The sequence below is a fragment of the Candidatus Microbacterium phytovorans genome (genome assembly GCA_029202445.1).
Classification (GTDB): Bacteria; Actinomycetota; Actinomycetes; order Actinomycetales; family Microbacteriaceae; genus Microbacterium; species Microbacterium phytovorans.
Window position 1 is genome coordinate 2047923 of the sequence record CP119321.1, and the last position, 22375, is coordinate 2070297.

General features: G+C 70.9%; 24 protein-coding genes. 12 read left to right on the forward strand and 12 right to left on the reverse strand.

The annotated features are described in order from the left end of the window. Positions 1-190 precede the first annotated feature (190 nt). On the forward strand, positions 191-796 hold the full coding sequence (locus tag P0Y48_09755; protein WEK12751.1) for a fasciclin domain-containing protein: 606 nt from the start codon (positions 191-193) through the stop codon (positions 794-796). 85 nt (positions 797-881) lie between these two features. Here P0Y48_09755 and P0Y48_09760 read toward each other — a convergent pair whose 3' ends face one another. Continuing rightward, positions 882-1481: a DUF1349 domain-containing protein gene (locus P0Y48_09760; protein WEK12752.1), complete on the reverse strand. Its 600-nt coding sequence runs from the start codon at positions 1479-1481 to the stop codon at positions 882-884. A 12-nt stretch (positions 1482-1493) separates the two neighbouring features. Then, positions 1494-3602, reverse strand: a complete 2109-nt coding sequence (locus P0Y48_09765) for a beta-galactosidase (protein ID WEK12753.1) — start codon at positions 3600-3602, stop codon at positions 1494-1496. A gap of 66 nt (positions 3603-3668) precedes the next feature. On the opposite strand from P0Y48_09765, the gene P0Y48_09770 reads away from it, so the two are divergent. Next, positions 3669-4271 carry a TetR/AcrR family transcriptional regulator gene (locus P0Y48_09770; GenBank protein ID WEK12754.1) on the forward strand — a complete coding sequence of 201 codons (603 nt, stop codon included), beginning with the start codon at positions 3669-3671 and terminating at the stop codon, positions 4269-4271. A 504-nt stretch (positions 4272-4775) separates the two neighbouring features. On the opposite strand, the gene P0Y48_09775 is transcribed toward P0Y48_09770, so the two are convergent. From P0Y48_09775 to P0Y48_09790, 4 genes are read right to left on the reverse strand one after another with little or no spacing between them, the layout of a single operon-like run. Continuing rightward, a complete protein-coding gene (locus tag P0Y48_09775) occupies positions 4776-5942 on the reverse strand; it encodes a family 1 glycosylhydrolase (protein ID WEK12755.1) in 1167 nt (388 codons plus the stop codon). Between the two features lie 21 nt (positions 5943-5963). Then, positions 5964-6854 (reverse strand): carbohydrate ABC transporter permease, encoded by an 891-nt coding sequence (locus P0Y48_09780; protein WEK12756.1) that lies wholly within the window; start codon positions 6852-6854, stop codon positions 5964-5966. 1 nt (position 6855) lies between these two features. After that, positions 6856-7797, reverse strand: a complete 942-nt coding sequence (locus P0Y48_09785; GenBank protein ID WEK12757.1) for a sugar ABC transporter permease — start codon at positions 7795-7797, stop codon at positions 6856-6858. Between the two features lie 6 nt (positions 7798-7803). Next, complete coding sequence (locus tag P0Y48_09790; protein WEK12758.1) at positions 7804-9084, reverse strand: extracellular solute-binding protein; 1281 nt, start codon at positions 9082-9084, stop codon at positions 7804-7806. 117 nt (positions 9085-9201) lie between these two features. Between P0Y48_09790 and P0Y48_09795 the strand changes: the two genes are divergently transcribed. From P0Y48_09795 to P0Y48_09805, 3 genes are all read left to right on the forward strand, one after another. Then, complete coding sequence (locus tag P0Y48_09795; protein WEK12759.1) at positions 9202-9924, forward strand: TetR/AcrR family transcriptional regulator; 723 nt, start codon at positions 9202-9204, stop codon at positions 9922-9924. Between the two features lie 397 nt (positions 9925-10321). Further along, positions 10322-10993, forward strand: coding sequence for a VIT family protein (locus tag P0Y48_09800; protein ID WEK15052.1), 672 nt, complete (start codon positions 10322-10324; stop codon positions 10991-10993). A gap of 32 nt (positions 10994-11025) precedes the next feature. Beyond that, positions 11026-11700 carry a Type 1 glutamine amidotransferase-like domain-containing protein gene (locus tag P0Y48_09805; GenBank protein WEK12760.1) on the forward strand — a complete coding sequence of 225 codons (675 nt, stop codon included), beginning with the start codon at positions 11026-11028 and terminating at the stop codon, positions 11698-11700. 67 nt (positions 11701-11767) lie between these two features. On the opposite strand, the gene P0Y48_09810 is transcribed toward P0Y48_09805, so the two are convergent. Beyond that, complete coding sequence (locus P0Y48_09810; protein WEK12761.1) at positions 11768-12511, reverse strand: sulfite exporter TauE/SafE family protein; 744 nt, start codon at positions 12509-12511, stop codon at positions 11768-11770. Positions 12512-12931: 420 nt separating this feature from the next. Between P0Y48_09810 and P0Y48_09815 the strand changes: the two genes are divergently transcribed. After that, positions 12932-13069, forward strand: a complete 138-nt coding sequence (locus P0Y48_09815) for a hypothetical protein (GenBank protein WEK12762.1) — start codon at positions 12932-12934, stop codon at positions 13067-13069. A gap of 15 nt (positions 13070-13084) precedes the next feature. On the opposite strand, the gene P0Y48_09820 is transcribed toward P0Y48_09815, so the two are convergent. Beyond that, complete coding sequence (locus P0Y48_09820; protein WEK12763.1) at positions 13085-13915, reverse strand: DUF4328 domain-containing protein; 831 nt, start codon at positions 13913-13915, stop codon at positions 13085-13087. 184 nt (positions 13916-14099) lie between these two features. On the opposite strand from P0Y48_09820, the gene P0Y48_09825 reads away from it, so the two are divergent. From P0Y48_09825 to P0Y48_09840, 4 genes are all read left to right on the forward strand, one after another. Next, positions 14100-14672, forward strand: a complete 573-nt coding sequence (locus P0Y48_09825; protein WEK12764.1) for a hypothetical protein — start codon at positions 14100-14102, stop codon at positions 14670-14672. Further along, positions 14673-16112 carry a histidine kinase gene (locus P0Y48_09830; GenBank protein WEK12765.1) on the forward strand — a complete coding sequence of 480 codons (1440 nt, stop codon included), beginning with the start codon at positions 14673-14675 and terminating at the stop codon, positions 16110-16112. Continuing rightward, positions 16109-16729: a response regulator transcription factor gene (locus P0Y48_09835; GenBank protein WEK12766.1), complete on the forward strand. Its 621-nt coding sequence runs from the start codon at positions 16109-16111 to the stop codon at positions 16727-16729. The genes P0Y48_09830 and P0Y48_09835 overlap by 4 nt, the downstream gene beginning before the upstream one ends. 143 nt (positions 16730-16872) lie before the next feature. Then, complete coding sequence (locus P0Y48_09840) at positions 16873-17553, forward strand: hypothetical protein (GenBank protein WEK12767.1); 681 nt, start codon at positions 16873-16875, stop codon at positions 17551-17553. Here P0Y48_09840 and corA read toward each other — a convergent pair. From corA to P0Y48_09855, 3 genes are read right to left on the reverse strand one after another with little or no spacing between them, the layout of a single operon-like run. Next, on the reverse strand, positions 17531-18529 hold the full coding sequence (corA, locus tag P0Y48_09845) for a magnesium/cobalt transporter CorA (protein ID WEK12768.1): 999 nt from the start codon (positions 18527-18529) through the stop codon (positions 17531-17533). The genes P0Y48_09840 and corA overlap by 23 nt on opposite strands. Positions 18530-18559: 30 nt before the next feature. Further along, the gene (locus P0Y48_09850) at positions 18560-18775 is read right to left on the reverse strand and encodes a hypothetical protein (GenBank protein ID WEK12769.1); all 216 of its coding nucleotides are present in this window, start codon (positions 18773-18775) and stop codon (positions 18560-18562) included. After that, positions 18769-20247, reverse strand: coding sequence for an SDR family NAD(P)-dependent oxidoreductase (locus tag P0Y48_09855; protein WEK12770.1), 1479 nt, complete (start codon positions 20245-20247; stop codon positions 18769-18771). The genes P0Y48_09850 and P0Y48_09855 overlap by 7 nt, the downstream gene beginning before the upstream one ends. A gap of 47 nt (positions 20248-20294) precedes the next feature. On the opposite strand from P0Y48_09855, the gene P0Y48_09860 reads away from it, so the two are divergent. Next, positions 20295-20708, forward strand: a complete 414-nt coding sequence (locus P0Y48_09860) for an NUDIX domain-containing protein (protein WEK12771.1) — start codon at positions 20295-20297, stop codon at positions 20706-20708. 22 nt (positions 20709-20730) lie between these two features. On the opposite strand, the gene P0Y48_09865 is transcribed toward P0Y48_09860, so the two are convergent. After that, positions 20731-21954, reverse strand: a complete 1224-nt coding sequence (locus tag P0Y48_09865; GenBank protein ID WEK12772.1) for an FAD-dependent oxidoreductase — start codon at positions 21952-21954, stop codon at positions 20731-20733. A gap of 163 nt (positions 21955-22117) precedes the next feature. On the opposite strand from P0Y48_09865, the gene P0Y48_09870 reads away from it, so the two are divergent. Further along, the gene (locus tag P0Y48_09870) at positions 22118-22288 is read left to right on the forward strand and encodes a CsbD family protein (GenBank protein WEK12773.1); all 171 of its coding nucleotides are present in this window, start codon (positions 22118-22120) and stop codon (positions 22286-22288) included. Positions 22289-22375 lie beyond the last annotated feature (87 nt).

Here is a 22375-nt window from a genome sequence, read left to right on the forward strand (position 1 = left end):
GGGCCGGCCCGAGTGGACGTGTCGGCGACCGCTCTCTTCCGTTGTTCGTCGCCGGGGCCCGCGGTGGATGCACACGAATGAATCAGATTCGATCGTGGGATGTGCATCCGCCGAGGCGCTCCGCGGCGTACATACGGTTGACGCCCCGGCCGTGGAGCCCGGACGCCTCATCTGAACGAAGGAGTGACCGATGAAGAACCGAGTGCGCCTCACCGTCGCCGTGATCGCCGCGGCTGCGCTGGCCCTGACCGCCGCACCCGCTCAGGCGTGGGGTGGGAGCGGCGGATCGACCGCCCCGAAGGGCACGATCGTCGACGTCGCGGTGGCGGCGTCGGGCGGCGGAACGCCCGACCACAACCCGTGGGACTACGACATCCTCGTGCAGGCCGTCGTCGCGACCGGGCTCGACTCCGCCCTGGCCGACACCAGCACGAAGTACACCGTCTTCGCCCCGAACGACCGGGCGTTCCTGCGGCTGGTGACCGACCTGACCGGCACGCGTCCGAAGTCGGAGGCGGCAGCGCTCGAGACCATCGTGGGCGCCTTCACGCCCGAGCAGATCACCGACATCCTGCTGTACCACGTGGTCGCGGGGAAGAAGCTCGGCCCGATCAAGGTGCTCACGTCGAAGTCGCTGACGATGGCCAACGGGGGCATCGTGAAGCCGCGCGGTCTCACCCTGCGTGACGAGACCCCGTCACTGAAGGACCCGCGCCTCGTGCTCTGGGGTCTGAACATCCAGGCATCCAACGGCGTGATCCACACGATCGACCGGGTGCTCGTCCCGGCCGCCTGATCCCCGCCCGCCTGACCCGGTCGCGCGGTGGCCCCGGTCGATTCCGGCCGGGGCCACCGTGCGCCTCAGGCGGAACGCGCACGCGTCAGTGCAGCGAGCCGTCGGCGGGCGTCCGATGCCACGAGAGGAAGGCGACCTCGAGGCCCGGCCGCATGGGTCCGCACACGAGCGGACCGGCGGAGGCGTCGACGTCGCCGCGGAACGGCGCGACCCGCACGAGCCGGAGTGGCTCGTCGTCGACGCCCGCCCGGACGGTGAGGGCGTCGTCGCCGCGGCTCACGCGCACGCGCACGCGGCGCCCGGACCACTCCGGCACGGGACCGACAGACCAGTCGGAGCGCACGTCGGTGACGACGGCGCCCGCCTGCAGGATGCCGTCGGCGAACTCGACGCCGGCCTTCATCCAATGCTCCTCGTCGGCGCGGACGAACAGTCCGGCCTGGTCGAACTGCTCGGTGAAGTCGGCGACGAACACGACCTCCATCGCCTGCCCGACCGGCAGCGGCGCCAGGAGCGCGTGCTCGGTGTCATGCACGAAGCCATAGGCGGTGTGGCGCCAGGCATCGCTGCCCTCGGCGGCGGTCACGCGCAGGGCGTCGCCGTCGGCGCGGACGGCGGCCGGCGGGGTCGTCCACGTACCGTCGGACCAGGCGACGGTCTCGATCGCGTCGGGGTGGTGGGTCATGCGGTCAGCCTTTCAGGCGCGGGCGGTGGACGACGAGCGGATGCCGTCGGCCGCCGCGGCGGCGAGGACGGCGGCATCCTGGCGGACGACGGCCACGGCACGCGGAGCGAGGGCGAGTGTGCCGTCGGCATCCGCTTCCGTCGTCCCCATCGCGTCGCCGTCGAGCTGCAGGAGCACGGACTCGTCGGTGCGGTTGGCGAGGAACACGAACCGCTCGGCGCCGTTCGTGCGGGACAGCACCTCGACGCGGCCGTCGGCGGCGAGGGGGTCTCCGGCGAGCGCGTCGATGTCGACGGCGAGACCGCGGAGCACGCCGGCGACGCCGTCACGGCCGATGTCGGCCGAGACGTAGGTGGCCGAGCCCGCTCCGGCACGGCGGCGGGTGACGGCGGGGGCGCCGGCGAGGTCGCCGTCGGCGTAGGTGTCGAGCACCTCGACGCCGTCGGCGAGGCGGACGATCCGCTCGGTCCAGGTGGTGGCGACAGAACCGGACCCGAGGGTCACCGGCTCGCCCGGCAGCAGCGGCACGAACTCCTCGACCGTGATGCCGAGCAGGTCGCGCAGCGCGCCGGGGTAGCCCCCGAGCCACACCCGGTCGTGGCCGTCGACGATGCCCGAGAAGTAGCTGACGACGACGTGGCGGCCGTCGCGGACGACGTGCTCGAGGCGCCTGCGCACCTCGTCGGTGACGACGTGGAGCATGGGCGCGATGACGACGTCGTACTCGTCGAGGGATGCCGCGAGCGGCAGCACGTCGGCTCGGATGCCGAGGTCGAGCAGCGCCCGGTACCAGGTGAGCTGTTCCACGTCGTACTGGAGCGCCTCGGTCGGGTGGGAGTCGCGGCCGCTCACCCACCACGACTCGTAGTCGAACAGCACGGCGACGCGGGCCTTCTCGCGGTGGGAACCGGTGACGGCAGCTAGCGCGTCGAGTTCTGCACCGAGGGCGACGACGTCGCGGAAGACCCGGCTGTCGCGCCCCGCGTGCGGCACCATCCCGGAGTGGTAGCGCTCGCCACCGGCGCGCGACTGACGCCACTGGAAGTAGCAGACCGCATCGGCGCCGTGACCGACGTGGGTGAGCGCGTCGCGCACGAGTTCGCCGGCGCGCTTGGGCGGGTTGACCTCGCGCCAGTTGATGGCGCTCGTCGCGTGCTCCATGAGGAACCAGGGGCGCCCCCCGGCGAGATTGCCGGTGAGGTTGGCCCAGAAGGAGAGGTCGTCGCGGCCGAGCTCTCCGGGGCGCAGGTAGTGGTCGTTGGAGACGAAGTCGACGTCGTCCACCCAGGTGGCGTAGTCGATGTCGCGCACGTTCTGGGCGACCATGAAGTTCGTCGTGTAGGCGACGTCGGGGGTCACTTCGCGCAGCACCGCCGCTTCGGCGCGGAGGTGGTCGCGCACGGCGTCGGAGGAGAACCGCTCGAAGTCGAGCTGCTGGCCGGGGTTGCGCTGCGTGGGGGCGACGCGCGGCGGCAGGATCTCGTCCCACGCGCCGTAGTGCTGCGACCAGAAGGCGGTGCCCCACGCGTCGTTGAGGGCGTCGAGCGTGCCGTAGTGCTCCTGCAGCCACACCCGGAACGCCCGTGCCGCGTCGTCGGAGTAGTCGTAGATGTTGTGGCATCCGAGTTCGTTGGAGATGTGCCACGCGACGAGGGCGGGATGGCCGACGTAGCGCTCGGCGATCGCGCGCGTCAGGCGCAGCGCGTATTCGCGGAACACGGGCGAGGTGGGCCGCCAGTGCTGGCGCGCGCCCGGCGAGAGCACCGTGCCGTCGGCGGTCTGCGGCAGCACCTCGGGGTGGAGGCGCGTCAGCCACGGCGGCGGGGAGGCGGTGGCCGTGGCGAGGTCGACGTCGATGCCGTTCTCGTGGAGGAGGTCCATGACCTCGTCGAGCCACGAGAAGTCCCATTCGCCCGGCCGGGGCTCCAGCAGCGCCCAGGAGAAGATGCCGAGGGAGACGATGTTGACCCCCGCTTCGCGCATGAGGCGCATGTCCTCCTGCCACACGTCGCGCGGCCACTGCTCGGGGTTGTAGTCGGCGCCGTAGCGGAAGCGGCCGGCGCCGAGGGCGCCGTCTTTCACCCAGCGGGGGCGGGTGTCGGTCGATGCGGGGGAAGTCACGCGTCCAGCGTAGAGCAAAACCCGTGCAGTTGCACGGTTTCTGCGGGAACCGGTTACGCTCGTCGCATGAGCGATGCCCCGCCCGCCCGTCGCGGCCCCTACGCGAAGACCGCGGAACGCCGCAACGGCATCATCGAGACGGCCACCGCCGTCTTCAGCGAGCACGGCTACCGCGGCGGATCCCTCCGCCAGATCGCGAAGCAGCTCGACCTCAGCCTCACGACGCTCATGCACCACTTCCCGACGAAAGCGGCGCTGCTGTCGGCCGTCCTGGACCAGGAGGATGCCGCCGACACCGACTTCCCGGTCCGCTCCCGCCGCGACGGTTTCGTCCCGAGCGTGCTCGCGATCGTGGAACGCAATCTGCAGCGCCGCGAGCTCGTGCGCATGTTCTCGATCGTCTCCGCCGAGGCCACCCACCCGGGCCACGAGGCGCACGACTGGCTGCGGGCCCGCTACGCCGCGGTCGTCACGGAGTACGCGGACCTCATCGAGCACGACCGGCGCGCGGGCCGCCTCGCGGGCGCCGGCGACGCGCTCGTGCTCGCCGGCCTGGTCGTGACCGGGTGGGAGGGCATTCAGATCCGGTGGCTCGCCGACGACACCGACCCCGTCGCCGCCATGCGCGCCCTCCTGGAGACACTCCTGCACCCGACCGCCGGGGCCTGATCCAGGCCGGGGCGGGCTGGGGCGGGCTGGGGCGGAGCAGCGCCTGCACCGGCATCCGGCACCGGCATCCGGCCACCGGCACCCGGCCACCGGCACCCGGCCACCGGCATCCGCGCCTGGCATCCGGCCACCGGCACCCGGCCACCGGCACCCGGCCACCGGCATCAGCGCCTGCACCGGACTGCATGTCCCACTTTCGGTCGATTTGGGGCCCTCAAAGCAACCGGAAGTGGGACATCCCCAACCGAAACTGGGACACACCCCACCGGAACTGGGACATACCCCGCCGGAAGCCGACGCGCCGGCACCGGCATCCTGCACCGGCATCAGCGCCCGCACCGGACTGCATGTCCCACTTTCGGTCGATTTGGGCCCCTCAAAGCAACCGAAACTGGGACATGCCCAACCGAAAGTGGGACATCCCCAACCGAATCTGGGACACACCCCACCGGAACTGGGACATACCCCGCCCCAGCGCCCCAGCGGCCCAGCGGCCCAGCGACCTCAGTCGACGGCGTTGGCGCGGGCGACGGAGCCCAGCCAGGCGAGGCTCGGCTTGGGATGCCGTTCGAACGTCTCCCGGTCCCAGGCGATGAGCCCGAACGTCGGCCGGTACGACCCCCACTCGTAGTTGTCGAGCAGCGACCAATGCAGATATCCGATCAGCGGGAGCCCGGCCTCGACCTCCGCGTGGAGGGCCCGCAGCGCACCCCGCGTGTAGTCGATGCGCCGGCTGTCGTCGGCGGTCGCGATGCCGTTCTCCGACACGAACACCGGGAGGCCGGTGACGTCGTGGGCGAGGCGCGCCGCTTCGGCGATCGCCGGCGGGTAGTACTCCCAGCCGGTGAGGGTCTGCTCGGCGTCGTCGGGGGCCGGCAGCGGTCCGTCCTTCGTGATGCGGGTGCGGGTGTAGGCCTGCACGCCGATGAAGTCGTCGCCGCGCGACGCCTCCAGGAAGATCGTCTCGCGCGGGTACGCGTAGTCCCGCAGCACCTCTTCCGCGCCGGGGTCGGCGTAGAACTGCTGCGGCGCGACGGGCCACCCGACGGGACGCCCGGTCGTGCGGACGAGCTCGACGGCGCGGCGATGCGCGGCGATGATGTGCTCGGTGACCACGGCATCCGGCTCGGGAAGCGACCCGGCCTGGATCTGCTGGTTCCCCTCCTTGCCGGCGAAGATCATGGCGAGGATGTTCGGCTCGTTGATCGTGAAGACGTGGGATGCCGTCGTCAGCAGCGGCAGGACGATCTCCACGAACCGGGCGAACCGATCGACGGATGCCGGGTTGCGCCAGCCGCCGTCGGCGGCGAACCACTGGGGCGTCGTGAAGTGGTAGATCGTCACGGCGGGCGCGACGCCGAACTCGTGGCAGCAGTCGATCACGCGACGGTAGTGGTCCAGCGCCGCCCGTGACACCATGCCTTCGGCCGGCTCGATGCGCGACCACTCCAGGGAGAACCGGTAGGTGTCGAGCCCTGCGCGGGCGAGGAGTTCGATGTCTTCGCGGAACCGGTGGTAGCTGTCGGCCGCATCTCCCGAGGGTTCGGGGATGTCGGTGTCCGGGGCCACCTCGCGGGGCCACCAGTCGCTGTTGACGTTGCCCCCCTCGATCTGGTGGCCGGCGGTCGCGGCACCCCAGATGAAGCCGTCGGGGAACTCGAGCGAAGTCATGGATGACGTCCTTGTCTGGGCTTACTTGAGCCCGGTCATGGTGATGCCCTGAACGAAGTACCGCTGGAGGAAGAGGAACAGGACGAGGATGGGGGTCACCACGAGCACCGATCCGGCCATGAGCAGGCCGTAGTAGGTGCCGTTGGACCCGACCGAGTAGAGCGACAGCGCCACCGGGAGGGTGTACATCTTCTCGGTCTGGGCGACCACGAGCGGCCACAGGAAGTTGTTCCACGACCCGAGGAACGTGAGGATCGCGAGGGTCGCGACGGCCGGGCCGCACTGCGGCATGACGACGCGCAGGAAGATACGGAACTCCCCCGCACCGTCGATCCGCGCCGCCTCCAGCAGGGCGTCGGGGACGCCCATGATGAACTGCCGCATGAGGAAGACGCCCAGCGGGCCGGCGAGGAACGGGAGGATCAGCGCCGGGTAGGTGTTGACGAGCCCCATGTTGGCCACGAGCACGAACATCGGCACGAGGGTGACGACGCCGGGCACCATGAGCATCAGGAGGACGAGCGCGAAGAGCACCTTCTTCCCGGGGAAGTCGAGCTTCGCGAGCGCATAGGCGACCATCGAGCAGAACACGATGTTGCCCACGACGACGACGAGCGCGACGACGACGGAGTTGAAGAAGAACTGTCCATAGTCCAGCTGGGTGAGCCAGCGCGAGTAGTTGTCGAGGGTGGCCTGCTCCGGCCACCAGGTGATGGGGCGCTGCAGCAGCTCGCCCTGCGTCTTGAAGCTGCCCAGCAGCATCCACAGGAACGGCATGAGGGTGAGGATGAGCCCCACCGTGAGCGCGATGTAGGTCGCGGCGCGCGACCACTGCGCGCCGACCGGTCGACGGCGGCGACGCGGGGTCGTGTCGACGGCCGGGCGGACGGTGTCGGTGACGAGAGTGGCCATGTCAGTTGTCCTTCGAACGCAGCAGTCGGAACTGCACCGCCGACAGCGCCGCGATGAACGCGAACAGCACGTAGGCGGCAGCGGATGCCAGCGAGTAGTCGCCGTAGCCGAACTGGCTGTAGACGTAGTAGCTGATGGTGAGCGTCGAGTTCAGCGGTCCGCCCTGGGTCATGACGAACGGCTCCTCGAACACCTGCAGGAAGCCGACCGACAGGAGCACGGCGCCCAGCAGGAGCGTCGGTCGCATGAGCGGCAGCGTCATCCCCGTGAAGCGGCGCCAGGCTCCGGCGCCGTCGACCTCGGCGGCTTCGTAGACGTCGCGCGGGATCGCCTGGAGACCGGCGAGGAAGATGATCATGAGCGTGCCCATGTTGCGCCAGGCACCCATCACGATGATCGACGGCATCGCCCACACGGGGTCGTTGAGCCAGTCGGGGCCGTTGATGCCGACCCACGACAGGACGGTGTTCATGAGCCCCGTGTCCTGCAGGATGAACCGCCACACGACCGCCACCGCGACGATCGAGGTCACGACGGGCGTGTAGAAGCCCACGCGGAAGACACCGCGGAACCGCTCGATGCCGGAGTTCAGGGCGACGGCCAGCAGCAGTCCCAGCGCCATCGTCAGCGGGATGCCGACGAGCACGAAGTAGAAGGTGTTGACGATCGACTTGACGAACAGCTCGTCCTGGAACAGCGCGACGAAGTTGTCGAACGCGATGAAGTTGACGGCGAACGGCGAGCGGAGGTCTTTCACGCCGAGGTCGGTGAACGACATCGCGAACGATCCGATCACCGGCCCCAGCATGAAGACCGCGAAGATCACGAGGAACGGCAGCGCGAACAGCCAGGCGACGAGCGCCGTGCGGCGCCGCTGGCCCGCCATCCCTCCGCGGAGGGGCGCCGCCGTGCGGGGCGCCCCTCCCGTCGCGGTGAGCGACATGGTGGTTTACCAGCCCGTCCCGAGCGACTCGGCCTTCGCCTCGATGGCGGTGGCCGCGTCCTCGGCGCTCGACCCGTTGGCGACCTTCTCGGCCTCGGTCTCGATGAACGCCGACATCTCGTCCCAGCTCGGCACCGACGGCGGGGCGACGGTGTTCTGCAGCTGGTCGTTCAGCACGGACACGCGCGGGTCGGACGTGAAGCCCTCGAGCGCCGACGTGACAGCCGGAAGGCCGCTGGTCCGCTCGAACCACGCTTCCTGCGTGTCGGCCTGCGCGAGCCAGCGGATCAGCTTCCACGCGCCGTCGGCGTTCTTGGCATCCGCGAAGACGCCGAGGTGACCGCCGCCCAGGTAGGAGTCGTTGTTGGCGGAACCGGCGGGGACGGGCACGGTGGCGACGTTGTCGGCGACCCAGTCGGCATCCTCCATGTCGGCCAGCACCGAGACCATCCACGGTCCGGAGATGAACGCGGGGTTGGAGCCGTCGACGAACGACGACGTCTGCGAGTCGCCGTAGCCCGAGGTGGGGGCGAGCCCGTCGGTGAAGAACGAGCCGTAGTACTCCAGGGCGGCCACGAGCGCGTCGTGGTTCCAGGCGTAGCCGTCGCCCGTCTCGTTGAGCACCTCGCCGCCGGCCTGCGCGTAGAACGGCAGGATGACCTGCGTCGAGTCCTCGGCGTCACCCATCGGCAGCTGGATGCCGTACTGCGCACCCTCGCTGCGGAAGCCCTCGGCGAACGAGGTGAACTCGTCCCACGTGGTCGGGGCGGACATGCCCGCAGCCTCGGCGAGGTCGCTGCGGTAGTAGAGCACGCGCGTCTCGACGTACCACGGCACGGCGTACGAGACGCCCTCGACCTGGGTGGACTCCTCGGCGGTCTCGTTGAGCGTGGAGGCGTCGACGACACCGTCGGGAACGGGTGCGAGGCCGCCGGCGGCAACCATGGACGGCAGCAGCGAAGAGCCGATCATGATGGCATCCGGGACTGTGCCGGCCGCCACGGCGGTCTGGTACTTGGTCATGACGTCGGCCCACGGGATCGAGGTCACGGTGACGGTCGCGTCGGGGTTCTCCTCGACGAACGCGTCGGCGAAGTCGCCGAGGTTCTCGCCCTCTTCACCCATCGCCCAGATCGTGATCTCGCCGGTGGCGGGCGAGTCGTCGATCGCCTCGGCCGACGGACCTTCGCCGGTCGGGGTGTCGTCCGTGCGGCCGCAGCCGGACAGCGCCAGCATCCCGACGACGCCGATCGCGCCCAGCGCGATCATCTTCCGTCCCATCTTCATGGTGTCTCCTCATCGAGTCGTCGAGGGCGTATCGTTGCCCTCCAAACAAACCTAGCAACTGCTTGCTTAGTTTGTTCACCATAGACTGTGACGCAATCGCTCGCAAGGGAGTAGCGAATGACCGACGACGACGTCCGCGCGGCACAGGCTGACGCGGAGACACCCCCCATCGCCCGCGCCGACCAGCGCCGCGTGCGGGGAGACGTGCGACGCAAACGCATCCTCGGCATCGCCGTCGACCTCTTCGGCGAGCAGGGCTACCGCGGCACATCGTTGCGGGAAATTGCCAGACGAGTGGGCATTTCGGATGCCGGTCTCCTCCACCACTTCGGCTCGAAGACGGGCCTGCTGGCGGCGACGATCGCCGAGCGCGACGAGATCGACCGGGTGCGTCGCGAGGAGGCGGAGTCCCACGGCGTCGCGTTCGTCGACACCATGCGCGACCAGGTCGCGCGCAACGCGCACTCCCCCGGGCTCGTGGCCCTCCACGTCGTGCTGTCAGCCGAGGCGACCGACCCCCAGCATCCCGCGCACGCGTCGTTCCGCGACCGCTACCGCAACCTCCGCCATCAGGACGACGTCGCGTTCGCCCGACTGCAGGAGGAGGGAGAGCTGCGCGCCGACCTCGACCCGCGCCGCATCGGGCAGCTCGTGACCGCGATGATGGACGGCCTTCAGCTGCAGTGGCTCCTCGATCCCGACCAGGTCGACATGGTGGGCCTCTTCGAGGACTTCCTGCACCTGCTGGAGATCCCCGCCGCCGACTCCGAGGGTGCGGGTGCGGACGCGGATGCCACCGACGGTGCGGATGCCGGTGAAGGTGGCGCAATCGGCGGCTAACCCCGCCACGAAGCCGCGCGTTGCGCCACTTTCTCGGGCGGCGAAGCCGCGGCTTGCGCCACCTTCTTCGCCGAGGGCGGGCGCGGGGCGAAGGCGGGGATGCCGGCGAAGGTGGCGCAATCGGCGGCCAAACCCGTCGCGAGGCCGCGCGTCGCGCCACTTTCTCGGGCGCGAAGCCACGCGTTGCGCCACTTTCTCGGCCTCGAAAGCGGCTGCGGATCAGGGACGCCTCACCTTCGTGGCGGACCGTCGCCGCCGGGCGTACGGTGAGGCCATGAGCACGACGGATTCGACGCACCCCGGCGAGCCACACCCCGGCGAGCCGCACCCCGACGAGCCGCACCCCAGCACCGCCCACCCCGACTCCACCCACCCGGCCGAGCCGCACAGCGCGGGCATGGCGCAGCGCCTCAACTGGCTCCGCGCCGGGGTGCTGGGCGCCAACGACGGCATCGTCTCGACCGCGGCGGTCGTCGTCGGTGTGGCGGGCGCGACGGGCGAGACGCTTCCCGTGTTCCTGGCGGGAACGGCGGCCCTCGTCGGCGGCGCGATCTCGATGGCACTCGGCGAGTACGTGTCGGTGTCGAGCCAGCGCGACACCGAACGGGCACTCATCGAGAAGGAGCGTCGCGAACTGCGCGACGACCCGGATGCCGAGTTCGTCGAACTCGTGGGCCTGTACCGCCAGCAGGGGCTCAGCGAGCAGACCGCCACCGCGGTGGCGACCGAGCTCACCGAGAAGGACGCGCTGCGGGCGCACCTGTCGGTGGAGCTCAACATCGACCAGGACGACGTGGTCAGCCCGTGGCATGCGGCCTTGGCATCCGCCGTCGCCTTCACGGTCGGCGCCCTGCTGCCGATGGCGACGATCCTCCTGCTGCCGTCGCCGGCAAGGATCGTCGCCACCTTCATCGCGGTGCTGTTCGCCCTCGCCGTCACCGGCTACGTGGCCGCGTGGATCGGCGGCGCCCGCCGCGCCCGCGCGGTCGTCCGCACGGTCACCGGCGGCGCGATCGCGCTCGGTGCGACGTTCCTCGTGGGTACGCTGTTCGGCACCGGGATCGCATAGCGCCCCGGCATCGCGCGAAGGGGAGTTGTGCCGTGAAGCTGCTGTTGACGTCCGGGGGGATCACCAACGCGAGCATCCGCGCCGAGTTGGAGCGCCTGCTCGGCAAGCCCATCGAAGAGGCGCATGCACTGTTCGTCCCCACCGCGCAGTGGGGCCATCCGATGTGCGGTCCGCAGTCGGTGTGGCGTTCGGCATCCGGTCGTTGGTCGGATCAGACGACCCTCACGGAGCACGGCTGGGCATCCGTGGGCATCCTGGAGCTGACGGCGCTGCCCTCGATCGGCACGGAGCGCTGGACCCCCTGGGTGCAGGATGCCGATGTGCTCCTCGTCGACGGCGGGGAGGCGGTCTACCTCGCGCACTGGATGAAGGAGTCGGGCCTCGCCGCGATGCTCCCCGCCCTCGACCTCGTGTGGGTGGGCGTGAGCGCCGGCAGCATGGTCATGACTCCGCGGATCGGCGACCAGTTCGTGGATTGGCGCTCCGGCGACGACCACACGCTGGGGCTCGTCGACTTCTCGATCTTCCCCCACTTGGACTACCCCGGATGGGACGGCAATACGACGGATGCCGCGCACCGCTGGGCCGCGGGCATCGACGGTCCCGCCTACGCGATCGACGACCAGACGGCGATCTCGGTCGACGGCGACAGCGTCACCGTCGTCTCGGAGGGTGCCTGGGAGCGGTTCGACCGCGACGCGGATTGACCCGCACACGGCACCTGCCCGCAAAGCCACTGCCCACGCGGCACACTCCGCGCGACCGCCCGCAGGGTCACGGCGCGACGATGAGGTAGATCGCTGTCAGCGTCGTCAGGACGAGCACGATGCGGTCGAACGCACGCTGACTGAGGCGCCCGGCGATCCGCCAGCCGATCGCCCCGCCCACCAGCACCGCCGGGACGAGCACGAGGTCGACGAGAAGGCTCTGCGGCGTGAGCAGCCCGAGGCCCGCCGCGATGGGCACCTTCGACACGTTCACGATGGCGAAGAACCAGGCCGCGGTGCCCAGGAACGCCTTCACATCGAAGCGTGCGGCGAGGAAGTACATCGCCATCACGGGCCCGCCCGCATTGGCGACCATCGTCGTGAAGCCGCCGAGCGTGCCGTAGCCGACGAGGGCGACCGCGCCGCGACCGGGTGAGGCCGGTGCGGCGCGGCGGCGGAGCCACAGCGTCGTCACGACGAGCGCGAGGAGGATGACCCCGATCACGCGACGCACGCCCGTGTCGTCGGCGACGGCGAGGAACACGGCCCCGACGACGATCCCGAGCACGACCGCGGGCGCGAGGCGCAGCAGGGTGGCCCAGTCGGCATGGCGCCGGTACAGCGCGAGGGCGAGCACGTCTCCCACGATCAGCAGCACGAGCAGCGTGGCCGTCGAGGTGCGGGCGGGGAGGACGGCGGCGAACACCGCGACGGCGAGAGACCCGGCACCCGGGATCGCCGTCTTGGACAGCCCGACGATCACGGCGCCCACCGCCAGCAGCGCCCAGGCGAGGACGGAGAGGTCGGGCACCGTCCCATCCTGTCACCGGTCGGCGGCGGCATCCCCCGCCCCGTCATGCCGCGACATCCCCGCCGGCGGGCGGGGCTGCGGCGGCTGCGGCGGCTGCGGCGGCTGCGGCGACCATCCGCTCGGCGCATCGGACGTCCCGCACGCGCACACCCTCCGGACCGGCTGTCGAGGGCGGCGCGTATCGTGAGGGGGCGCGCGCCGCCGCGTGCAGCGAGAAGGAGTGATCGTGCCGTATCGAGACCCCCGACACGTCGAAGCCTGGGTGGGCGAGTTCCTCCACGCGTTGCCCGGCCTCTCCGGCCGGATCTCGGTGCTGCCGGAGAACTTCGCGGAGGGCAGCGAGTCCAGTGTCGTGGTCGTGTCCCTCGAGGCGCCTCGACGGTCACGTCGCTCCAACCCGCCATCATCGCCGGCCGGCCGGTGTGGCAGACCGTGTTCGAGCCGCGCGACCTCCCGATCGCTCTCGACTCGGCGGGCATCGCCTCGCTCGCCCACGACCTCACCGACCTCGCCACGCTGTGCACGTGGCTACAGAAGCGCACGGAAGCCTCGCTCTAGCTCCGAGGCCTCGCTCTAGCTCCGAGCCGGCTGCAGCCCGTCGGTGATGCGCGCGACGATGAGCCACGCGAGCGCGGCGGCGGCGGCGAGGAGCACGTGGGAGAAGAGCGATGCCCCGATCACGGCAGACAGCTGCGGGAGCGTGTCGGCGAAGCTCACGAACTGCGCCGAGACGCGTGAGACCGTCGTCCCCACGAGCCACAGCGCCCACCACGTGCCCAGGAGCGCCCCGCTCAGCGCCGCACGGGAGCTGCGCGCGAGGTCCTTCACGTTCTGGAACGGGAACCACAGGAGCACGACGGGGATGAACCACGAGACGACGTGCCACACCGGTGCGCGCCGGGGCGGAACCCCGACCGCCGACGCGAGGGCGGCGGCACGGTACTGCCACACGAACCAGCAGACACCCGCCGCGAGGAGGACGGCCGCCCACAGCACAGCCACCACGACGGATACACCGTCGTAGAGGTACAGGGCCTCGATGTCGCCCGTCCCGTTGGCGAACGCGTCGATGCTTACGAGCCCGAAGATCTCGACACCCGCGGCCGCGAGCGCGAGCGCGCCGGCCGCAGCCACGAGCCAGCGGACGGCCGCCGCGATCCCGCGCACCGGACGCACGAGGCGCAGCGGCTGCATCGGAGGCAGGGGCGCGCCGGGCGCGCCGGTCGGGGGCGTCGCCGGCGGATAGCCCGGATGCGGCGCGTAGCCCGCAGGCGGCGCGTAGCCCGGATGCGGTGCAGCGCCGGGGTACGGCGATGCGCCCGGATACGGCGCGCCGGTGGGAGAGACGGGCGCCGCGGGAGGGACGGGCGCGGCGGGAGGGACGGGTGGCAGAGCGTCGCTCATGGCATCCTTCGGGTCGAATCACGGGGGTGACCGAAGGCTAGCAGCAGGCCCCCGCGCCCCATGGTCGTACGACCATCGTCCGATGGCGGCGGGGCGGCCCTCTCCCTGACGCTGGAAGTACCTGCCGGACCCGATCACTTCATCGAAGCCGCCGCGCAGGACAGAATGAGCGAAAGGCCACACCATGAAGAACAAGATCCTGCTGGGTACCGGGGCCCTGATCCTGGTCGCCGCCCCCGCCGCTGTCGGCCTGTGGGGCAACGCGTCGTTCGCGCAGTCGGTGCCGGTGCGCGTTCCGACGTCGGTCGTGCTCCCCACCCCGTCGGCGACGCCCGACGACCACGGGGGCGACCGCGACCGTGACGACCGGCACGAGGACGGCGACGACCGCGACGTGAACGGCACACCGTCGCCGACGCCCTCGCCCCGCGCCTCGGAGGCCGGGGACGACCACGGCGGCGACCGCGACCGCGACCAGCGCACAGACGACGGCGACGACCGCGACACCCGCGGCGGCTCGGGCTCGAGCTCGGACGACGCAGACGACGACAACAGCGGACGTCACAGCGGCGACGACGACGCAGACGACGACAGCGGCCGTCACGGTGGAGACGACGACGCAGACGACGACCGCAGCGGCCGTCACGGCGGAGGCGACGGCGACGACGACGACAGCCACCACGGCGGGGACGACGACGGCGACGACGACAGCCACCACGGCGACGACGACAGCCGGCACGGCGGGGACGACGACTGAGTGACCTCTCGACCCCCCGCCTCATCGACGCCGAGCGCCGCCCCCGCGCCCGGCGTCGATGGTGCGCCCGCGTGGCGCACGCTCGTGGCGGCCTCCTCGCCGACGGCATCCCGCACCGAGGCTCCTCAGGCCCGTCGCACGTTCGTGCGTCTGGGGCTCGGGCTGCTCGCCGTGCTCCTGATCGTGGGGGTGCTGGCGGGGTTCGCCGCGCAGTGGCTCGCGGAGCGCGAGGCGGTGAACGACGCCGCGAACGTGACCGATGTGCTCGCGGATGCCGTCATCCAACCCTCCCTGACCGATGAGCTCGCCGATGGCGACCCCGCGGCGCTCGCGACCTTCGACCGGATCGTGCGCCAGCAGGTGTTGAGTGCCGACGTCGTGAGGGTGAAGATCTGGAGCCCCGACGGCGTCGTGATCTACGCGGACGAGCCGCAGCTCGTCGGCCGCACGTTCGAACTCGACGACGCCCAGCGCCTCGCGCTGTCGAGCCCCGCGACGCGTGCGGAGGTGTCCGACCTCTCCGAGGAGGAGAACGAGTTCGAGTCGGGGCCGCGGCTGCTGGAGGTGTACCGCCCGGTGTGGACGCCCGACGGCCGCACGCTCCTGTTCGAGGTGTACCTGCCGTACGAGCCGGTCGCCGCCCGCTCCGCCGATCTGTGGCGAGGGTTCGCGGGCGTCACGACGAGCAGCCTCCTCCTGCTCGCCGCCCTCACCGCGCCGATCGTGTGGGGACTGCTGCGCCGCCTTCGCACCCAGGAGCAGCGGCGGATCGCACTGCTCGAGCACGCCGTCGACGCGTCGGATGCCGAACGCCGCCGCATCGCCGGGACGCTCCACGACGGCCCTGTGCAGGAGCTCGTGGCCACCACGTTCGCCGCGGAGGCCGCGGCCGGCGCGGCCGCCGCTCGCGGCAGCGCGGAGGAGGCCGCCGACCTGAGGCGGATCGCCGGGGCGGTGCGCGGCAACATCCGCGTCCTGCGGTCCCTGCTCGTCGACATCTACCCCGAGAGCCTGCAGACGGGCGGGCTCGCCGGTGCGCTCCACGATCTCGCGGCGACCGCTCACGCGCGCGGGGTCGAGGTCCGCGTGGAGGTCGAGGTGGCGGCGGGCAGGCTCGACGACGCCCAGGAGAGGCTCGTCTACCGCATCGCGCAGGAGGCCCTCCGCAACACCGTCGCCCACGCGGCCCCCTGCACCGCGACGGTGCGCGTCTTCGACGACGACGGGATCACCGTGCTCGAGGTCAGCGACGACGGACGCGGGTTCGAACCGTCGATCCTCGACGAGCCGCCGCGCGAGGGACACTTGGGCACCCGCGTGCTGATCGACCTGGCCGCCCACGAGGGCGCCGCCCTCCGCCTGGCCACCGCTCCCGGCGCGGGCACGACCTGGCGACTGGAACTGCCGAAGCAGGATGCCGGAAGAGAGGATGCCTCGTGATCCGTGCGCTCGTCGTCGATGACCACGCCATGGTCCGCGAGGGCCTCGCCGTCGTCCTCGCCGCCGACGGCGACATCGCCGTCATCGGGACCGCCGCCAACGGCGAGGAAGCTCGGGATCGCGCCGCGGCCGAGCGTCCGGATGTCGTGGTGATGGACCTGTCGATGCCGGTGATGGACGGCATCCGGGCCACGCGCGCCGTGCGCGAGGCGTCCCCCGACACCCGCGTGCTCGTGCTCACGTCGTTCGCCGAACGCGAGAGCGTGCAACGGGCGCTGGAGGCGGGCGCGACGGGCTATCAGCTGAAGGATGCCGAGCCCGACCAGTTGCGGGCCGCCGTCCGCGCGGTGCACGCGGGGCATGCTCCCCTCGATCCCCGCGTCGCCGCCGTGCTGCTGCCCTCCGGGCGCGGCGCCGACGTCCTGAGCGAGCGCGAAAAGGACGTGCTGCGACTCGTCGCGGAGGGGCGCGCGAACAAGCAGATCGCGACGGCGCTCGGCATCTCCGAGCGGACCGTCAAGGCGCACCTCGGCAACATCTTCAAGGAGATCGGCGTCTCCGACCGCACGAGCGCCGCGCTGTGGGCACGCGATCGTCTCGACGGCCCGCGCCCCTGACCTCATCTCCCGCACCGTGCGCAGATCGTCGGCCCGGATTGACCGATCATGCGGGCGGGACGTGTCGGCGGGGGGCGGTCGGGTTGACTGCAACGGCGGCGACCTCGGCCCGAGCGACGCCGGACCGTGGAGGAGCAGGCCGGATGATCACCCTCGCCAGGAGCCGCTGGCTCGCGTTCGAGCTCGCACGACCGACGACGGCACAGTTCGTCGTGTTCGTCGTCCTCAACGTCGGGATGACGGTGCTGCAGCTCGTGATGATGCCGGTGCTGAAGGCGATCTTCGGGGCGACGTCGCTCGTCGGCATCGACTTCCAGGCGCTCCCCGTGGGCACCGCTCCCGACGGTGCTCCCTTCTTCGTGTTCGACTACGCGGCGGGCGCGCTCCCCGACGGCGGCGGCGGTCTCGCCTACTTCCTCGCCGTGCAACTCACCCTCGCGATCGCCCAGGTGATCAACTTCTTCGCCCAGCGCACGCTGACGTTCAAGTCGAACTCCGATCCGTGGCGAGCGGCAGCGTGGTACGCCGTCGCGTACGTCGTGATCACCTTCGGCGCCGCCGCGCTGCAGAGCGTCTACAAGGCGCCGATCTACGAGCTCTTCATCACGACGTGGGGCTGGGGCGCGACGGGCGAGGCGGCCGCGGATGTCACCACGATGCTCATCAACGCGGTGATCTCGTGCCTCGTGTTCTTCCCGGTCTTCAAGATCATCTTCCGTCGGGAGCCCGAGTCGGCCCCGGCGTCGGAGCCGGCGTCGGAATCGCCGTCGCCGCGAAGCCGCGATACACAGGATGCCGGTACTACAGCCACTTCTTCGCTTTGAAGGTGGCCCACAACGCCACCGACGTGGCGGCCATCGCGAGCAGGGCGAGCGGATACCCCCACGTCCAGTCGAGCTCGGGCATGTGGGTGAAGTTCATGCCGTAGATCGTCCCGACGAGTGTCGGGCCGAACAGGATCGCCGCCCAGCCCGAGATCTTCTTGACCTGCTCGTTCTGCACGAGCGCGGTCTCGGTCTGTCGCTGCGTCACGAGGGTCGCGTTGAGCGTGAGCGCGTTGTCGAGGATGGAGCGCAGTGCCGTCAGCTTCTCGGTGATGCGCAGCGTGTGATCCAGAACGTCTCGCAGGGCCCGCTGCACCTCGATGTCGACGCCGTACTTGTCCGCTCCGCGCAGCAACGACTCGAGCATGTCGCGGAGCGGATCGGCGGCCCGTTGGAAGTGGATGAGCTCGCGGGAGAGGTCGTAGATCCGCCGGGACAGCTGCGGCGAGCCGGCGTCGAAGAGCGCGTCTTCGATCTCGTCGACGTCGTTCTGCAGTCCCTCTGTCACGGGGAGGTACTCGTCGACGACCTCGTCGAGGATGGCGTACATGATCGCCTCGGGTCCGGCACGCAGCAGGTCGGGCTGATCCTCCATGCGGGCGCGCACGTGGGCGAGGTCGGGAACCTCCGCGTGGCGGATCGTCACGACGAAGTCGGGCCCGACGAACAGGTGCAGCTCGCCGAACTCCACCGTCTCGGCCGACTCGATGTATCGCGCCGGGCGGAGCACCGCGAAGAGCACGTCGCCGTAGCGCTCGAGCTTCGCGCGCTGGTGGCCCGAGAGCGCATCCTCCACCGCGAGCGGGTGCAGCGAGAACTCCGCGGCGACCGCGTGGACCTCCTCCTCCGTCGGGCGGAGCAGGCCGATCCAGGCCACGCCCTTGTTGTCCCGCATGTGCTCGAAGGTCTGCTCGAGGCTCTCCGGATTGCGGATCCGGCGGCCTTCGACGTACACGGCGTTGTCGACGATGGGCATTGCTTCAGTGTGCACCCCGCAGGGCGGATCTCAGCGCGCCGTGCGGGGACGGGGCGCGGGAGGCGGGGGCACCTCCTTGGCCGCGACGATGTCGGCCACCGCGATCGTCTCGATGCCGCGTTTGCCGTCGACGACGACGGTCTCGGCATCCGCGCTGAGCAGCTCCCCCAGCGCGTCGGTCGCCTGGCCCGTCGGCAGGAGGTAGCGGACGACCACGCGGCGCCCGGGAAGCGGGAGCTTCACCATGCGCCGGGCGCGTAGTCCTTCAGGAAGACCCCGAAGAGGTCTTCCCCCGCCTCGCCGCGCACGATCGGGTCGTAGACGCGGGCGGCGCCGTCGACGAGGTCGAGCGGAGCGTGGAATCCCTCCTCCGCGAGCCGCACCTTCGTCGGGTGGGGTCGTTCGTCGGTGATCCAGCCGGTGTCGACGCTCGTCATGAGGATGCCGTCGGTCTCGAACATCTCGCGGGCGCTCGTGCGCGTGAGCATGTTGACGGCGGCCTTCGCCATGTTCGTGTGGGGGTGGCCGGGGCCCTTGTAGCCGCGCCCGAAGACGCCCTCCATCGCGCTCACGTTGACGACGTAGGTGCGTCGCGCGGGGCTCGCCGCGAGCGACGGACGCAAGCGCGAGACGAGGAGGAACGGCGCCGTCGTGTTCGCCAGCTGCACCTCCAACATCTCCAACGGGTCGACGTCTCCCACCCGCTGCGTCCACGAGTTCACGGCGTCGACGTCGGGGATGAGGCCGCCCGCGTCGATGGCCGTGCCCGCCGCCAGCCGGTCGAGCGAGCTCGAGCCTGCCGCCATCGCCTGCTCGGTCAGCTCGTCGGCGCGGGAGGCGGCCGCCGCCAGGATCGGGTGCGCACTCACCGACCGCTCGAGGGCCTGCGGGTGCTGGTCGTTCGTGTGCCCGAAGGTGACGAGCTCGGGCAGGCGGCCGCCCGGAAGGGGCGCCAGTTCGGCGTCGACGAGCGGCTGATACGCGCCGGGCGAGCGTCGCACGGTCTGCGTCGCGTTGTTGATGAGGATGTCGAGGTGACCGGCCGCGGCCACCTCGTCGGCGAGGCCGATGACCTGCGCCGGGTCGCGGAGATCGATGCCGACGATCTTGAGGCGGTCGATCCAGTCGTTCGCGTCGGGGAGGCTGCGGAAGCGGCGGACGGCATCCCGGGGGAAGCGAGTCGTGATCGTCGTGTGGGCACCGTCGCGCAGCAGGCGCAGCGCGATGTACATGCCGATCTTCGCGCGTCCTCCCGTCAGCAGCGCCCGCCGGCCGGTGAGGTCGGTGCGCGCGTCGCGCTTGGCGTGGCTCATCGCCGCGCACGCGGGGCACAGCTGGTGATAGAACGCGTCGACCACCGTGTACGGCTGCTTGCAGATGTAGCAGCCGCGCGCCTTGAGGAGGGTGCCCGCGATGGGAGCGGTGGTCGCCGAGGTGATCGGGATGCCGCGCGTCTCGTCGTCGATGCGGTCGGGCGCTCCCGTGGCCGTGGCCGCCACGACGGCCCGATCGGCTTCGGCGATCGCGTCGCGGATCTCACGCCGGCGTTCCTTCTTCGCGGCCTTGAACAGGTGCGACGTGGCCTGGCGGAGCGTGATGAAGTCGGGATGCCGCTGGTCGATCGACGCGACCTCGCGGAGCACCTTGAGGGCGATCTCGAGCTCGGCGGGGTCGATGCCCGACGCGGGCACAGGAGGGTCGGGGAGTTCAGCGGGCACATGCGATTCTACGTCGCGCGCGGGCGGCGACCTGTTACGGTGCGGCGGTGACCTCCTCCGCCGACACGACGCCCACGCGACGCATCCACGTCTCCGCGGCCGTGATCCACGACGAGGCCGGCCGCCTCCTGCTCGTCCGCAAGGCGGGCACGACCGCGTTCATGCAGCCGGGCGGCAAGCCCGAGTCCGGCGAGACGGGCGCCGAGACGCTGCGGCGCGAGCTCGAGGAGGAGCTCGGCATCCAGGTCGGCCTTCCCGCCTTGCGCAGTCTCGGTGTCTTCACGGCGGCGGCCGCCAACGAACCGGGCTTCCTGGTCGTCGCCGACGTGTTCACGGTCGACATCGGCGAACAGCAGCCCGAGCCCCGCGCCGAGATCGAGGAGCTGCGGTGGATCGGCCGCGCCGACGCGGACGCGCTGGAGATCGCACCGCTGGCCGGCGAGAACTTCCTGCCTGCCTGACGAGCGGATCGCGCGTGGGCGCTCAGGCCCGACCTTGCAGGATCAGGTGCCAGTAGATGTGCGGGAAGACGTGCCGGTCGATGATCCAGGCGAGGCGCGACTCTCGATACGACCGGCGCCAGAAGGGGATCGACGGCGCGAGGCGGCCGTGGTCGTCGAACTCCGCGAACACGGCGCTCGTGCGCGAAACGGTGAACGGACACACGCCGTAGCCGTCGTACTCGGCGACCGGCATCCGCCCCTCGAGCACCGCGACGAGGTTCGCCGCGAGCACGGCCGTCTGCTTCCGCAGGGCACCCCCGGACTTCGAGTTCGTCGTGGCGGCCGCGTCGCCGAGCGCCCAGACGGTGTCGTACCGACGATGCCGCAGCGTGTGCGGGTCGACGTCGACGAAGCCCTCGGCATCCGGTCCCGACAGTCCGCTCTCGGCGAGGAACGGCGGCGCAGACTGGGGCGGCTCCGCCATGAGCACGTCGTAGGTGACGCTGTGCGCGCGGGGAGAGGCGGTCGCCGTCCGCGTCGTGAAGACGACGGTCCGTCGTTCCGCATCGATCTCCTCGACGTGGGACCCCGTGTGCACCTCGATGCCGTACTCGGCGACCTTCCGCTCCAGTTCGGCGTCGATCTCGGGGATGCCGAAGATCGTCGCGTCAGGCACGAGCAGCACCACGCGGATGCCGGCCAGCACCCCGATGCGCTTCCAGTAGGCGCACGCCTGGTACATCGGCTTCTGCGCGGCGCCCGCGCAGGACGCCGGGCCCGGCGGCTGGATGAACACGACGGTGCCGCCTCGGACATCGCGGAGCAGCGGCGACGCCTTCGCGGCGAGGTCGAGGAGGTAGTTCGACGCACCGGCGTGCGAGAGCATCGCCGCGGCGAGGCCGGGGACGGCATCCCAGTCCTGCCGGATGCCGGCCGCCACCACGAGGTGGTCGTACCCGAGAGCGGCGCCGCTGCCCAGTTCCAGACGGCGTCGTTCCGGGTCGACGTGCGCCACGGCATCCTGCACCCACCGCACGCCCCGCGGAGTCACGTCGGCCTGACGCCGTACCGTCTCGCTCGCGCGCGCCGTCCCGCCGGCGACATGGGAGAGGAGCGGCTTGTAGCAGTGCTCCGCCTGCGGCTCGATCACGACGACATCGGTGACGCCGCGCCGCCGCAGGCGCCCGGCGATCGACAGTCCGCCGTTGCCTCCGCCGATGACGGCGACGCGCGCGTGCGAAGGGGCCCCGGTGTGGTCGTCCATGAGGGGAGGCTACGACGGCGGCGGCTCGCTGCCAGCCGCCTTGACAGGGCGCGTGCGTACCCCTACCTCACCGCGCGTGCGGTGGCAAGGCCCCTCCTCGTCCGGCTTCGCGTGCCTAGAGTGAAGCCAGTTTCGGGAAGTACCTGATCGAAAGGAGAACCTCATGGGACTCGGCGACAAGATCAAGAACACTGCAGAAGACCTCGTGGGCAAGGGGAAGGAAGCTGTCGGTAAGCACACTGACAACGAGAGCCTCGAAGCCGAAGGTCAGGCCGATCAGACCAAGGCCAACCTGAAGCAGGCTGGCGAGAACGTCAAGGACGCGTTCAAGTAACCCGTCCGCATCCGGGTGCGCCCCCGCCTCCTCATGGGCGGGGGCGCATCTGTGTCTCCGGCCTCGGCTACCGCGTCATCCCACGGG

Coding starts and splice junctions, on each gene's coding strand:
- P0Y48_09755 (WEK12751.1), top strand. CDS start 191: ATGAAGAACCGAGTGCGCCTCACCGTCGCCGTGATCGCCGCGGCTGCG.
- P0Y48_09760 (WEK12752.1), bottom strand. CDS start 1,481: ATGACCCACCACCCCGACGCGATCGAGACCGTCGCCTGGTCCGACGGT.
- P0Y48_09770 (WEK12754.1), top strand. CDS start 3,669: ATGAGCGATGCCCCGCCCGCCCGTCGCGGCCCCTACGCGAAGACCGCG.
- P0Y48_09775 (WEK12755.1), bottom strand. CDS start 5,942: ATGACTTCGCTCGAGTTCCCCGACGGCTTCATCTGGGGTGCCGCGACC.
- P0Y48_09780 (WEK12756.1), bottom strand. CDS start 6,854: ATGGCCACTCTCGTCACCGACACCGTCCGCCCGGCCGTCGACACGACC.
- P0Y48_09785 (WEK12757.1), bottom strand. CDS start 7,797: ATGTCGCTCACCGCGACGGGAGGGGCGCCCCGCACGGCGGCGCCCCTC.
- P0Y48_09790 (WEK12758.1), bottom strand. CDS start 9,084: ATGAAGATGGGACGGAAGATGATCGCGCTGGGCGCGATCGGCGTCGTC.
- P0Y48_09795 (WEK12759.1), top strand. CDS start 9,202: ATGACCGACGACGACGTCCGCGCGGCACAGGCTGACGCGGAGACACCC.
- P0Y48_09800 (WEK15052.1), top strand. CDS start 10,322: ATGGCGCAGCGCCTCAACTGGCTCCGCGCCGGGGTGCTGGGCGCCAAC.
- P0Y48_09820 (WEK12763.1), bottom strand. CDS start 13,915: ATGAGCGACGCTCTGCCACCCGTCCCTCCCGCCGCGCCCGTCCCTCCC.
- P0Y48_09825 (WEK12764.1), top strand. CDS start 14,100: ATGAAGAACAAGATCCTGCTGGGTACCGGGGCCCTGATCCTGGTCGCC.
- P0Y48_09840 (WEK12767.1), top strand. CDS start 16,873: ATGATCACCCTCGCCAGGAGCCGCTGGCTCGCGTTCGAGCTCGCACGA.
- corA (WEK12768.1), bottom strand. CDS start 18,529: ATGCCCATCGTCGACAACGCCGTGTACGTCGAAGGCCGCCGGATCCGC.
- P0Y48_09850 (WEK12769.1), bottom strand. CDS start 18,775: ATGGTGAAGCTCCCGCTTCCCGGGCGCCGCGTGGTCGTCCGCTACCTC.
- P0Y48_09865 (WEK12772.1), bottom strand. CDS start 21,954: ATGGACGACCACACCGGGGCCCCTTCGCACGCGCGCGTCGCCGTCATC.
- P0Y48_09870 (WEK12773.1), top strand. CDS start 22,118: ATGGGACTCGGCGACAAGATCAAGAACACTGCAGAAGACCTCGTGGGC.